We start from the raw sequence: 12,705 nt of genomic DNA on the forward strand, positions 1-12,705 counted from the left end.
GCCCCCGGACCTGTAAACTCCTCGGTGCGCTGGCCAACGCCTGAGCCTTGTTCTACCGCCCCGGCGTGGCCGCGGCGCTCTCGCCCCCGGGCCGGCCCGGATCGAATGATCGAGGGCCGGCCCGGCGGGATTTGATGGCAGCGGGAGTCGCTTGTGCTCAGCCGGCGATGGTGGCGAGATTGCCGGGCTCGTAGGAGCCGCCCTGGTTGTTGAGGATTACGCCGAGCCGGTTGGTCGCGTTGATCATGGCGATCAGGGAGACCAGAGCGATGACCTGGTCGTCGTCGTAATGCTTGCGGACCCGGTCCCACGTCTCGTCGGAAACCCCCTCGTAGCCGTCGATGATGCGGGTGCCCTCCTCGGTGAGGGCCAGGGCGGCCTGCTCCGCCTCGGTGAACACGGTGGAGTGGCGCCAGGTGGCGACCAGGTTCAGGCGGGCCGCGGTCTCGCCGGCGGCCGCGGCGTCCTTGCCGTGGATGTCGACGCAGAAGCCGCAGCTGTTGATCTGGCTGGCACGCAGCTGCACGAGTTCCTGGGTCGGCTTGGGCAGCGGCGACTCCTGGATCACCTGACTGACGGCGTAGATCCGCTTGCCGATCTTGGCACCGGTCTCGTTCGCGAACAGGTTCATACGGGGTTCCATCGCAACGTCCTCGCTTGTGGAATCGTGTGCCGCGCGGATGATCCGCGCAGCGTCTTGATGCCCATAAGTCGCCGGGCGCCGCGGCCCTGTGACAACACACCGATGTGACGCACGCCACCGGACATGTCTGTCACAAGAGGGCGGAGAGCGGCGACTTGTGCGTGACACGAACATGAGGCGCGACAGGCAGGAGCCCACGATGGACGAGCGCACCGAGCAACCGACCGGCGTGACCGCGCACAGCCCTCGCGCCGAGGACACGGACTCCGCCACCCAAGCATTCATCACCCATCGCAACCTGCTGTTCACCGTCGCTTACGAGATGCTCGGCTCCGCCTCCGACGCCGAGGACGTCCTTCAGGAGACCTGGCTGCGCTGGGCGGACATCGACCAGGACACGGTTCGGGACGCGCGTGCCTTCCTGGTACGCATCACCACGCGCCAGGCACTGACCCGGCTGCGTACGTTGCGTCGGCGCAAGGAGTCCTACGTAGGCCCCTGGCTGCCCGAGCCCCTGCTCACCGCGCCCGATGTCGCCGAGGACATCGAGTTGGCCGACAGCGTCTCCATGGCGATGCTGCTCGTACTGGAAACGCTCGCACCCACCGAGCGGGCCGTCTTCGTGCTGCGCGAGGTCTTCGACCTCGGATACGAAGAGATCGCTCAGGCCGTCGACAAAACACCCGCCACGGTCCGGCAGATCGCCCACCGCGCACGGGCCCACGTCGCGGCAGGCCGCCCGCGCGAGGTCGTCTCACCGGCGCAGTCACGCAGCGCGCTCACGGCCTTCCAACAGGCGGTAGAGACAGGCGACTTGCAGCGCCTGCTCGACACCATCGCCCCGGACGTCGTACTTCTGACCGACGGCGGCGGAGTCGTACGGGCGGCACTGGAGCCCGTCGTGGGAGCCGAGCAGGTGGCGGACGTACTCATGAGACTCGCCTCCGCGACCCTGCAACCGGCAGAGATCAACGGCCACCCGGCCTTGCTCCTGCGCACGGCCGACGAGATCGACACGGTCCTGGCCGTACGCCTCGAAGCCGGCCTCATCACCGGCCTCTACGCCGTCCGCAACCCGGAGAAGCTGTCCCGCATCGAGCGGGAGACGGCAGTGGGCCGCTGAGCCCGACCTGCCGCACACCAAGCGCCCGCTAGAGAAGCCGCTTCACGTTGTCGCCGAACGTCCACCCTTTGGAGCCGTCCCAGTTGATCGACCAGGTCATCAGGCCCTTCAGCGCACCGTTGTAGTGGTTCCACGCCTGGGTCACCAGGCTCGGGGCCATGTAGCCGCCGCCCGCGCCCGGTTGGGCGGGGAGACCCGGGACCTGTTTGTCGTAGGGGACCTTGATCGTGGTGCCCTGGATGACCAGGCCCTTGTTGAGGCAGTCGGTCTGGGCGACGAAGCCCTGGACGGTTCCGGCGGAGTAGGAGTCGCCGGAGCAGCCGTACATGCTGCCGTTGTAGTACTGCATGTTCAGCCACCACAGGCGGCCGTTGTCCGCGTACTTCTTCACGATGGGCAGGTACGCGCCCCAGATCGAGCCGTATGCCACGCTGCCGCCGGTGACGTACGCCGTTTCTGGTGCCATCGTCAGGCCGAAGTTGGCGGGCATCCCGGCGAGGACGCCGTCGATGATGCGTACGAGGTTGGCCTGTGAGGTGGAGAGCTGGTTGATGTTTCCGCTGCCCACGAGGCCGGTCTCGATGTCGATGTCTATGCCGTCGAAGTTGTACTTCTTCAGGATCGGCACCACGGTCTCGACGAAGCGGTCGGCGACCTTGCTCGAACTGAGGTCGATGCCTGCCGTCGCGCCGCCGATCGACATCAGGATCGTGGCACCGTTCGCCTTGGCCTGGCACATCTCGGACGGCGTGGCGACCTTCACCGTCGAGTCCATTCCGTCCTCCCACAGGACGGTGCCGTCGGAGCGGATGACGGGGAACGCCGCGTTGATCACGTTGTAGCCGTGGTCCCGGATACGAGTGTCGGTGATCGGGGTCCAACCGAACGGCGGGTGAACGCCGTTGGCGGATCCGTCCCAGTTCTCCCAGTAGCCCTGGAGCACCTTCCCGGCGGGCTTCGACTTGACCGCGCATGTGTCGGCGGCCGGGGCGCTGTCAGCAGCCCGAGTGATGTCCTGGCGGTCCTGTGATGATGCCCTGCCCGGCGCGGCGCCGACGAGCAGCGGCACGGCGAAGGCCATCGCAAGACCGGCCGCCAGAAGACGGGACGGGGCACGGCGCGGCGTGGGGGCGTGGGGAGAGGTTGGGGATGACACGCTTACCTCCTGGACTGTGGTGCCTGGAGACGTAAGTGGTGCGACGCGCCACACCGTAAAGTGGTCCAGACCTGCCGTCAATAGGTCTGGACCAGACCAATCGAGCAGGAGGCCTCCCCGCGCATGAACATCCTCGACTCCCGCGATCCACTGGCCATTTCGGTGACCGAAGCGATCCGGAAGGGTGACCGCGCCGTTCTGCGTCAGCTCCTGGCCGAGCACTCCGCTCTGGCCACCAGCCGCATCAGCCAGGACGGCCCCGCCGCGGGCCGGCGCAGCCTCCTGCACATCGCCACCGACTGGCCCGGTCACTACCCCCACGCCGAGGAGATCATCGCCACCCTCGTCGCGGCAGGCGCCGACCCCAACGCCCGCTTCGTCGGCGCCCACACCGAGACGCCCCTGCACTGGGCAGCCAGCAACGACGATGTCACCGCGCTTGACGCCCTCATCGACGCGGGCGCCGACATCGAGGCCGCCGGAGCCGTTATCGGCGGCGGCACCCCGCTCGCCGACGCACGCGGCTTCGGCCAGTGGCGGGCCGCCCGCAGGCTCCTGGAGCGCGGAGCCCACGCGGATCTCCAGGACGCCGCCACCCTCGGCCTGCTCGACCAGGTCGAGTCCTTCCTCGCCGCTGACCCGGGTTCCCCGGACTCCCCCACCGAGCCCGAGATCACCAGCGCCTTCTGGGGCGCCTGCCACGGCGGCCAACTCCCCACCGCACAGCGCCTGTTGAGGCATGGCGCGGACGTGAACTGGATCGGCTACGCCGACCTGACACCTCTGGACATCGCCCGCGCGCAGAACGCCGACGATGTCGTGGATTGGCTGGTCGCCCAAGGCGCGAAGGGGCACGCGGACATCGGTTGACTCACGTGCGAGCGCGGTCGCGGCTCAGGCCTGTCGGTCCGCGAAGGCACCCTCCTCCGTGAAGGCCAGCTTCGCGAAGCGTTCGCCCATACGTCGGTGAGTGGCGGCGTCCGGGTGGATCTGGTCGGGCAGCGGCAGCTCGGCGGAGTCCGCGTCCCCGTACAGTTCACGGCCGTCGAGGTAGGAGAGGTTCGGGTCCTCGGCCGCCCGCTGCTCCACGATCCTGGCCAGTTCCTCGCGGATGATGCTCAGCGTCAGCTTTCCGCTCGCGCGTTCCGCCGGATCGCCCATGGCGATGAACTGCAGCCGTCCGGAGCTGAGGTCACTGAAGTCCGGCGCGCTCGGTCCCGGCGTGTCCTCGTGGATCGGGCACAGGACGGGCGAGACGACGAGCAGCGGCGTGGTGGGGTGGCCTTCGCGAATGGTGTCGAGGAAGCCGTGGACGGCGGGGCCGAAGGCACGCAGGCGCATCAGGTCCGCGTTGACCACGTTGATGCCGATCTTGATGCTGATCAGGTCGGCCGGGGTGTCCCGCATGGCGCGGGCGGTGAACGGGTCGAGCAGGGCGCTGCCGCCGAAGCCGAGGTTGATCAGCTCAACACCGCCGAGAGAAGCCGCGAGTGCGGGCCAGGTCGTGGTGGGGCTGGCCGCGTCGGAGCCGTGACTGATCGAACTGCCGTGGTGCAGCCACACTTTGCGGCCGTGGTCCGGGGCGGGCTCGATGGGCGCGTCGGTGCGCAGGGCGACCAGTTCGGTGGTCTCGTTGTGCGGCAGCCAGATCTCTATGTCCTTGGCACCGTCGGGCAGTTCGGCGAAACGCAGGGTGCCGATCGGGCCCGCCTCACGCTCGAAGGTTCCGGCGGTCATGTCGATGGTCAGGATGTTGCCGCCGCTCACACTGGCCTGATCGGCCAGGCGGCCGTCGACCAGGAGGTCGTACAGGCCCTCCGGCCGGGGCGGGGCGCCTACGTAGACGCGCTTGGTGGGCAGCGTGTCCAGCTCGATGGTGGTCGCCCGGGTGCGGAAGACAAGGCGTACGCCGCTGGGCTGGGACTCGGCCATGGCCAGCTGACCGTCGGAGTACTGGGCACGGGCCCGCGCGGGCAGCCGGTGCGGCAGGACGCCGTGCTCGGTCTGCTCCAGGTCGAGGGCGCCGCGCAGGATGTCCGCGGTGATGGGCGTGGTGATCCAGCCGTGGCCGGGGCCGGGGGTGATGTCGGTGTCGGTATGCATGGCTCTGCTCTCCCCTGCTGATCAAGAGGTCTGGTTGTCGGGAAGCTCGGACGCGTTGGTGCGCGGGTGCTCGAACGGAATCGGTACGCGACTGCTCCCACGGATTCGGTACGCCGCTGCCCTCGCGGAGGCCTAGTCACGCGCGCCCTCGCTCCTCAGGTCGCGGGCCAGTTCCGCAGCAGCGCGTCGAGGGCGCCCAGGACGCGTGCCCACGATTCCTGCGAGTCGGGTTCGCTGTGGCTGAAGCCCCCCGCCATCTCCAGGCTCACGTAGCCGTGGAAGACACTGCCCAGCATCCGGACCGCGTGGGTCTGGTCGGGCTCGGTCAGGTCGTAGCCGCGCAAAATCGCCCGCGTCATCTGTGCGTGCCTGACGCCCGCGCTGGCAGCCGCCGTCTCCGGGTCGAGCCGCAGCTGGGCCGCGGCGTAGCGCCCCGGGTGTTCGCGGGCGTAGTCGCGATAGACGTCGGCGAACGCGATCAGGGCGTCCTTCCCGGCCCGCCCGGCGAGGGCGGCTGCGCCGCGGTCGGCGAGTTCCTCCAGGGAGAGGAGAGCGATGCGCGTCTTGAGGTCCTGGGAGTTCTTGAGGTGCGAGTAAAGACTCGCGACCTTGACGTCGAACCGCCGGGCGAGCGCCGAGACGGTCACCTGCTCGAACCCAACCTCATCAGCAAGCTCCGCCCCCGCGCGCGCCAGGCGCTCCGCGGTCAGTCCTGCACGAACCATGCCCTTCCCTTCCTTCGGCATCACCCATCATGCATTTACCTAACACCTTTAGGCAAATCGGCATCGACTGAAGGCAACGCCAATAACCTTCACGATCAGGGGGTGCCTGCCGTGACCCCGTGGCCCCGTCAGACGGCCCACGACACGGCAAAGGGCGGCCCGCCTGACGCATGAGCTCACGTGCTCATGCATCAGACGGACCGCCCGTAAATCACGCTGCTAGGCGCGGACTCGTAACCGCCCCTGCCCCTCGGGCAGGAAGCTGAACTCAGGCCGCCCGCCGCACCCGCGCCGCCTTCCGCGCCTCTGCCATCTCGCGCGATTCGGCGGTGCGGCGCGAACCGCCGCCGGAGCGGCCGGGCTGGCCCGGGCGCGTGCCCATTCCGCGGAAGGGGGCGCCGCCGCGCTTGGGGCGCTCCGTGCTGGGCGCGCTGCCGGCGATCGGCACGCCGGAGGGGGCCTTCGCGCCGGTGATGCGGCTCAACTCGGCCTCGCCGGAGCGGACTTGGGTGATCGTGGGCCGGATACCGGCGGCGGACATGAGGCGGCTCATGTCGCGCCGCTGGTTCGGCGTCACCAGGGTGACGACGCTGCCGGACTCGCCGGCGCGGGCCGTACGGCCGCCGCGGTGGAGGTAGTCCTTGTGGTCGCTGGGCGGGTCGACGTTCACGACCAGGTCGAGGTTGTCGACGTGAATGCCGCGGGCCGCGACGTTCGTCGCCACCAGGACCGTCACCGCGCCGGTCTTGAACTGGGCGAGGGTGCGGGTGCGCTGGGGCTGGGACTTGCCGCCGTGCAGCGCGGCGGCGCGGACGCCGCTACCCATCAGGTGCTTGGTGAACTGGTCGACGGCGTGCTTGGTGTCCAGGAACATGATCACCCGGCCTTCGCGCGCCGCGATCTCGGTGGCGGCAGCGATCTTGTCGGCGCCGTGCACGTGCAGTTCGTGGTGCTCCATCGTGGTGACCGCACCCTTGGAGGGGTCGACCGAGTGCACCACCGGGTCGTGCAGGTAGCTGCGGACCAGGAGGTCGACGTTGCGGTCGAGCGTGGCCGAGAACAGCATCCGCTGGCCGTCGGGACGCACCTGGTCGAGCAGCTCGGTGACCTGGGGCATGAAGCCCATGTCGGCCATCTGGTCGGCCTCGTCGAGGACCGTGATGCTCACCCGGTCCAGGCGGCAGTCCTTGCGCTCTATGAGGTCCTTGAGGCGCCCGGGCGTGGCGACGAGCACCTCGGCCCCGGACCGCAGCGCACCGGCCTGGCGGCCGATGGACATGCCGCCGACCACCGTGGCGAGCTTCAGCTTCAGGGCACGGGCGTACGGCGTGAGCGCTTCGGTCACCTGCTGGGCCAGCTCCCTGGTGGGAACCAGGACCAGGGCGAGGGGCCGCTTCGACTCGGCGCGCTGACCGGCGGTGCGCACGAGGAGCGGGAGCCCGAAGGCCAGGGTCTTGCCGGATCCGGTGCGGCCACGGCCCAGTACATCGCGGCCCGCGAGGGCGTTGGGCAGGGTGGCTGCCTGGATCGGGAACGGCTCGGTCACGCCGAGACCGGTGAGGGTCTTGAGCAGCGTGGCGGGCATGTCGAGTTCGGCGAAGGTCTCCACGGCCGGGAGGCCCGGCGTGATGGTGACCGGCAGTGCGAACTCGCCCTGCGGTGCGGCGGGACGGCGTCCCTGGCCGCCGGAGCGGTTGCCGGGACGGGATCCGCCGCCCTTGCGGGCGCCGGCGCCGCGGGGGCTGCCGCTGTTACGGGGATTGGAATAGCGGTCATTCGTGCGAGCTGAACGGTTCATGGAGAACCTTCCTCGATATGGCACGCATCGAGGAATTCTCGGTGAATATCAACCGAACGAATTGCAAGCACGAGCCGAAAAAAAGACAAAACTTCTTTAAACAGCAACGAGCTGGTGCCCGCACCGTGAGGTGCGGGCACCAGCGTCGTCTTACGCTTCAGCGTCAGGCAGGAACGATGTTCTCGGCCTGCGGGCCCTTCTGGCCCTGAGTGACATCGAAGTTCACCTTCTGGCCTTCCTGAAGCTCACGGAAGCCCTGGGTGGCGATGTTCGAGTAGTGGGCGAAGACGTCCGGGCCGCCACCCTCCTGCTCGATGAAGCCGAAGCCCTTTTCCGAGTTGAACCACTTCACGGTGCCAGTAGCCATACTAAATATCTCCTTCGGGGCAAGCCCGGGACCCGCACTGTGCGAACCCCGGCGTCGCCACGTTGATTGCCCCGTCCGGAAAACTTCTCCGGAAATACAAAAGTGCCCGGCGGAAATACATCCACCAAAGGCACTTGAAGTCTTATGGGAACCACAACTGCAACTACGATCAACAGTAGCACGAGACGGGCTTCACGGCACGGGCAAGCTCTACATATTTCGCCCGACCGGCGGTGCGCCCGCACCACATTGCGGAAATTTTCGGACCTCTGGTCTCACCGGGGGGCGGGAAATGGCCCGCCGGAGCAGGTCGCGCAGGACCTCCTGCTCTTTTTCCGTGAGGCCGCCGAGGGGCGAATCCTCACCGAGGAGCTCCAGGAGACGCTCCCGCAGGGCGGCACCCTCCGGCGTCAGCACGAGCTGCTTGGCGCGACGGTCGGAGGGGTGCGGGCGGCGCTCGATCAGGGCCTGCTTCTCCAGCCTGTCCACCACGAAGGTCGCGTTGGAGGGCTCGCAGCTCATGCGCTCGGCCAGCTCGCGCATGGTCATGGGCCCCGCCAGCTCCCGCAGTGCGGTCGCCTGCGGCGCGGTCAGCCCCAGCCTGACGGCCCGCTCACGCACGTGCTCCGCGATCTGGTCGGCCATCCCGTTCACCAGGCCGCACAGCTGCCGCTCGGCGATGACCTGCGCCTCGGGGTTCGTCGGCCGTCCGGCATCCGTTCCCTGCGGCTCGGCGAGACGAAGGTGACGTACGTACCGGATGGAGCCGTCCAGCTCACGCCGCGCGGCTGGCTGCCGGACACCACCGAGGCGGACTGGGCCGCCCGTCCCGAATATCTGGACGACACCGGCCACCTCGCGGCAGGCATCGGCGGCCTGCTGGTCGAACACGGCGCCCGCGCCCTCCTGATCGACGCCGGTTTCGGACCGCAGTCCTTCCCGGCCGAGCCGGGCAGCGCGATAGGCGCCATCCGGGGCGGCGAACTCCTGGACAACCTCGCCGCGCTCGGCCGCGGGCCCGAGGAGATCGAAGCGGTCGCCTTCACCCACCTGCACACCGACCACATCGGCTGGGCCTGGCACACCGCCCCCGGCAGCGAAGGACCGGCCTTCACCCGGGCAGCCGACTACCTGGTGGCCGAACCCGAATGGTCACAGCGCCACCTCCTGGAGGCGCACGGCACGAGCAAGGAGCGGCTCGCCGCGCTGGAGCCGAAGGTGCGGACCACGACGGACGGCGAGGAGATCTTCCCCGGCGTCCGCGTCCGCTTCGTCCCCGGCCACACGCCGGGCCACGCCGCCTACGTCATTGCGTCCGACGGGCGGGACTCCGCCGGACGGCGCCTGATCGCCTTCGGTGACGCGCTCCACTCCCCCGTCCAGATCGGCCGTCCCGAGTGGTCCGCTGCGCCCGACCACGACTCCGTACAGTCCACGGACTTCCGCCGCCGCCTCGTCGCCGAACTCCAGGAGCCCGACACGATCGGCTTCGGCATCCACTTCGCCGACGTGGTGTTCGGGCGGGTGGGCACGGAGGAGGGACGGGCCGTGTGGCAGCCCCTGGACACCGAGGACGCTTTCTGAGGTAGGGCCCAGTTGACAACAAGTACAAAAGGCAGGCGCTCGACCGGCAAGAGGGCCGGGGCCGCCCCTTCTGCACCGGGGCGGCCCCGGTCACCCTGGTGCAAGCGGAGGCCGGAGCCCCGTTCTGCCTCCGAGCAGGCGAGGAGCCGTATCCCGCGAACCCGCCCGGAGCTCCCATCGCGCCGCCTTGCGGACACAGCAGTTGTCACGTGTAAATGCAGGACAGTTCAAGACTGAAACACACATTCCATTGCAATCTCGTTATGTATTGACTCCTTGACGCCGGGAACACGGAGGGGTTGGCTTTCAGCCATCTCGGATCACAACGCAGCGATCCGGTCGAGGAAGTGGGCGAATGAAAACCCGTACGCGAGAAGCCACCGTCGCCGTTTCTGTGAGTGCCCTGGCGCTCTCGCTCGCCGCATGCGGCAGCCTCCTGGGCTCAGACGACGACGGGAAGACGGCCGAGAAGAAGGGCGACGACGTCACCGTCGGTCTGCTCCTGCCGGAGGCGGAGACGGCTCGCTACGAGAAGTTCGACCACCCCATCATCGAGAAGCAGGTCAAGAAGCTCACCAACAACAAGGGCAAGCTCGTCTACGCCAACGCCGACGAGGACGCCGCCAAGCAGAGCAGCCAGCTCGAGCAGATGGTCACCGATCAGGTCGACGTGATCCTGGTGAGCGCGGTGGACGCGAAGAAGATCGCACCAGCGGTCAAGAAGGCGAAGGAAGCGGACATTCCCGTCATCGCCTATGACCGGCTCGCCGAGGGACCCGTCTCCGGGTACGTGGCCTTCGACAACGAACTGGTCGGCCAGGTCCAGGGCCAGGCAATCCTCAAGGCGCTCGGCAGCGCCCGCAAGAACAGCAAGATCGTCATGATCAACGGTTCCCCGACCGACCCGAACGCCGCCGTCTTCAAGGAAGGCGCGCTCTCCCAGCTGCGGAACCAGGTGAAGATCGCCAAGTCGTACGACACCGTCGGCTGGAAGCCGAAGACGGCCGGCACCCACATGACCGACGCGATCACCGCGATCGGCAAGGACAACATCGCCGCCGTCTACTCCGCCAACGACGGCATGGCGGGCGGCGCGATCAAGGCCCTCAAGGCCGCCGGCCTCACCGACCTCCCGCCGGTCACCGGCCAGGACGCGGAACTGTCGGCCGTGCAGCGCGTCGTCACGGGCGAGCAGTACATGAGCGTCTACAAGCCCTACCCCGAAGAGGCCGTCGGCGCCGCGCAGATGGCGGTCCGGATCGCCCAGGGCCGCATGGTCGAGTACGACGCGCTGGCCGGGGACAAGTCCGACAACGCCACCACGAAGAACATCCCCTCCCTCCTGGTCACGGTGCGCCCCCTGACGCGGGACACCATCAAGTCCACGGTCATCAAGGACGGCATCTACAAGACCGGCGAAATCTGCACCGCCGAGTTCAAGGCGGCGTGCGCGACGGTCGGCCTCAAGGGCTGAGGCCCCGGCGGCCGGCGCCCACCGGCCGGGAGACGACCGGAAGGCTGCCGGGAGACGACCGTGCCGTCGTGCAGCAGTACAGCTCTGGCGAGGAGCTCTTGGACGAAGACCTGGGATTCGCTAGCCAGATCTTCGTATCAAGCTCATAAGAGCTAGGCGAAAGTGGCTGAACGGGTCGCATCCGCGATTCCCCCGAGCGGCGGCCGGGTATGTCTGGCGGCAGCCATGACTGTCCGGAGGGGGAATCCGATGAGCCGACCCGGCACGCCCACGCGCACGATCCCCGTACGTACGGGGGCCTTCGCCGTGTGCGGGGACATCGACCGTCCCGCCACGCTGACCGTGGCGGACCTGCGGGAGCGATGGGAGCAGCACGAGTCGGACGTGATCTTCGACTGTGCCACCAACGGTCCGCAGCACCACACCTTCGCCGGGCCGCTGCTCCGGGAGGTCGTCAGCGACGCGGGACCGGCGTTCGATCCCCGGCGCCGCAAGGACCGTTCGCGCTTCCTGCTGGCCGTCAGCGGCGGGGACGGTCATCACACCGTCCTGTCCTGGGCGGAGATCGACGCGGACTTCGGCAATACTCCCGTCCTGCTCGCCACCCGCCTGGACGGTCAGGAGCTGGACGCCGTGGGGAGCCAGCTCGTGGTGCCGACGGACCGCTGCGGGGCGCGCTACATCAGCGCGATCAGCAGCATCTGGATCGGCGCGAGCCGCGTACCTACGGGTAGTTGCGGCTGACTGTGTCGGCGAACGCCCTGGCCAGAGGGGACAGGGCGTCCCAGCTGCGTACCGCCCAGCCGGTCCACAGGGCGGGCAGTTCCGGGATGGGGATCAGGTGCAGATCGGCGTGGCCGGGACCGCGCCATCCCGGCAGGTCGGGGACGATCGCGTGACCCAGGCCCAGTTCGGCGAGGAGCAGGGCGGTGTCCCAGTCGGCGACGCTGGTGTCGGAGGCCGGGCTGATGCCGCGCTCGGTGAACCAGGCGTCCAGGCTGGCACGGGATGTGGTGCTCTCGGGCAGCCCGATGAGCTGGATGCCGGCCAGGTCGGCGGTGGTGATCAGCGACTTCGCGGCCAGGGGGTCGTCGCGGTGGACGGCGAGGACCCAGGGCAGTTCGATGACGGGCCGCTGCTCGATGCCCTTCACCGGTGCGCCCAGGGTGATCCACGCCAGGTCGAGGCCGCCCGCGATCAGCGCGTCGAAGCAACTGCGGCTGGAGTGCGCGGTCTGGAATTCGAGGCTCACCCCGGGATGACGCCGGCGGAAGGCCACGATCGCGTCGGACAGGAAGTGCCGCACCGTGGTGGCGCCGGTGGTGATCCGCACCGATCCGGCCTCGCCGCGCACCAGGTCGCTCAGCCGGCGCAGGGCGTGGTCGATGTCGCCGAGGCCGCCGGCCGCCGCGTTCTGCAGGAGCTGTCCGGCCGGGGTGGGCACGACTCCGCGCGGATGGCGTTCCAGCAGGCTGAGCCCCAACTCCCGCTCCAGGCGCCTGATGTGCTGGCTGACCGCGGGCTGCGTGCACGACAGCTCGCGGGCGACGGCGCTGAGGCTGCCCGTGCGGCAGACGGCGACAAAGACGCGCAGGTCGTCGAGGGTCATGAAGGGTGAAGCTACAGCTTGGGGGTCTGCAAGGAAACCCGAGGATTGACTTGGGTGTTGGTCGGGCGGGACGATCTTCTCGGGCCCAGGGCGGCAACCTGGCCGGGTTCACCTGCCCTCCGG

At 68.8% G+C, this 12,705-nt stretch carries 13 protein-coding genes; 5 read left to right on the forward strand and 8 right to left on the reverse strand.

Going from position 1 to position 12,705, the window contains the following annotated elements; translation table 11 throughout:
* Positions 1-157: 157 nt before the first annotated feature.
* The gene (locus ACWFR3_RS45185) at positions 158-643 is read right to left on the reverse strand and encodes a carboxymuconolactone decarboxylase family protein (protein ID WP_453740548.1); all 486 of its coding nucleotides are present in this window, start codon (positions 641-643) and stop codon (positions 158-160) included.
* 199 nt (positions 644-842) lie between these two features.
* Here ACWFR3_RS45185 and ACWFR3_RS45190 point away from each other — a divergent pair, with 199 nt between their 5' ends.
* Positions 843-1,766 carry an RNA polymerase sigma-70 factor gene (locus ACWFR3_RS45190; RefSeq protein ID WP_453740549.1) on the forward strand — a complete coding sequence of 308 codons (924 nt, stop codon included), beginning with the start codon at positions 843-845 and terminating at the stop codon, positions 1,764-1,766.
* 28 nt (positions 1,767-1,794) lie between these two features.
* Here ACWFR3_RS45190 and ACWFR3_RS45195 read toward each other — a convergent pair whose 3' ends face one another.
* Positions 1,795-2,847, reverse strand: coding sequence for a chitinase (locus tag ACWFR3_RS45195; protein WP_453740558.1), 1,053 nt, complete (start codon positions 2,845-2,847; stop codon positions 1,795-1,797).
* Between the two features lie 198 nt (positions 2,848-3,045).
* On the opposite strand from ACWFR3_RS45195, the gene ACWFR3_RS45200 reads away from it, so the two are divergent.
* Positions 3,046-3,792, forward strand: coding sequence for an ankyrin repeat domain-containing protein (locus tag ACWFR3_RS45200; protein ID WP_453740550.1), 747 nt, complete (start codon positions 3,046-3,048; stop codon positions 3,790-3,792).
* Between the two features lie 24 nt (positions 3,793-3,816).
* Here ACWFR3_RS45200 and ACWFR3_RS45205 read toward each other — a convergent pair whose 3' ends face one another.
* The 5 genes from ACWFR3_RS45205 to ACWFR3_RS45225 all read right to left on the reverse strand — a co-directional run bounded on the left by ACWFR3_RS45205 (position 3,817) and on the right by ACWFR3_RS45225 (position 8,560).
* The gene (locus ACWFR3_RS45205; protein WP_453740551.1) at positions 3,817-5,025 is read right to left on the reverse strand and encodes a GDSL-type esterase/lipase family protein; all 1,209 of its coding nucleotides are present in this window, start codon (positions 5,023-5,025) and stop codon (positions 3,817-3,819) included.
* Between the two features lie 155 nt (positions 5,026-5,180).
* Positions 5,181-5,750, reverse strand: a complete 570-nt coding sequence (locus ACWFR3_RS45210; protein ID WP_453740552.1) for a TetR/AcrR family transcriptional regulator — start codon at positions 5,748-5,750, stop codon at positions 5,181-5,183.
* Positions 5,751-6,018: 268 nt separating this feature from the next.
* Positions 6,019-7,548: a DEAD/DEAH box helicase gene (locus tag ACWFR3_RS45215; protein WP_453740553.1), complete on the reverse strand. Its 1,530-nt coding sequence runs from the start codon at positions 7,546-7,548 to the stop codon at positions 6,019-6,021.
* 163 nt (positions 7,549-7,711) lie between these two features.
* Positions 7,712-7,915 (reverse strand): cold-shock protein, encoded by a 204-nt coding sequence (locus tag ACWFR3_RS45220; protein ID WP_100598391.1) that lies wholly within the window; start codon positions 7,913-7,915, stop codon positions 7,712-7,714.
* A gap of 210 nt (positions 7,916-8,125) precedes the next feature.
* Positions 8,126-8,560: a MarR family winged helix-turn-helix transcriptional regulator gene (locus ACWFR3_RS45225; RefSeq protein ID WP_453740554.1), complete on the reverse strand. Its 435-nt coding sequence runs from the start codon at positions 8,558-8,560 to the stop codon at positions 8,126-8,128.
* A 78-nt stretch (positions 8,561-8,638) separates the two neighbouring features.
* Here ACWFR3_RS45225 and ACWFR3_RS45230 point away from each other — a divergent pair, with 78 nt between their 5' ends.
* The 3 genes from ACWFR3_RS45230 to ACWFR3_RS45240 all read left to right on the forward strand — a co-directional run bounded on the left by ACWFR3_RS45230 (position 8,639) and on the right by ACWFR3_RS45240 (position 11,717).
* Entirely contained in the window at positions 8,639-9,499 is an 861-nt protein-coding gene (locus ACWFR3_RS45230; protein ID WP_453740559.1) for an MBL fold metallo-hydrolase, read from the forward strand.
* A 355-nt stretch (positions 9,500-9,854) separates the two neighbouring features.
* Positions 9,855-10,973, forward strand: a complete 1,119-nt coding sequence (locus tag ACWFR3_RS45235) for a sugar ABC transporter substrate-binding protein (protein WP_453740555.1) — start codon at positions 9,855-9,857, stop codon at positions 10,971-10,973.
* Positions 10,974-11,222: 249 nt separating this feature from the next.
* On the forward strand, positions 11,223-11,717 hold the full coding sequence (locus tag ACWFR3_RS45240; protein ID WP_453740556.1) for a molybdopterin-dependent oxidoreductase: 495 nt from the start codon (positions 11,223-11,225) through the stop codon (positions 11,715-11,717).
* On the opposite strand, the gene ACWFR3_RS45245 is transcribed toward ACWFR3_RS45240, so the two are convergent.
* A complete protein-coding gene (locus ACWFR3_RS45245) occupies positions 11,698-12,582 on the reverse strand; it encodes a LysR family transcriptional regulator (RefSeq protein ID WP_453740557.1) in 885 nt (294 codons plus the stop codon). The two genes, ACWFR3_RS45240 and ACWFR3_RS45245, sit on opposite strands and share 20 nt — an antisense overlap.
* Positions 12,583-12,705: the final 123 nt, after the last annotated feature.

It is taken from the genome of Streptomyces sp. NPDC055189, assembly GCF_053606765.1.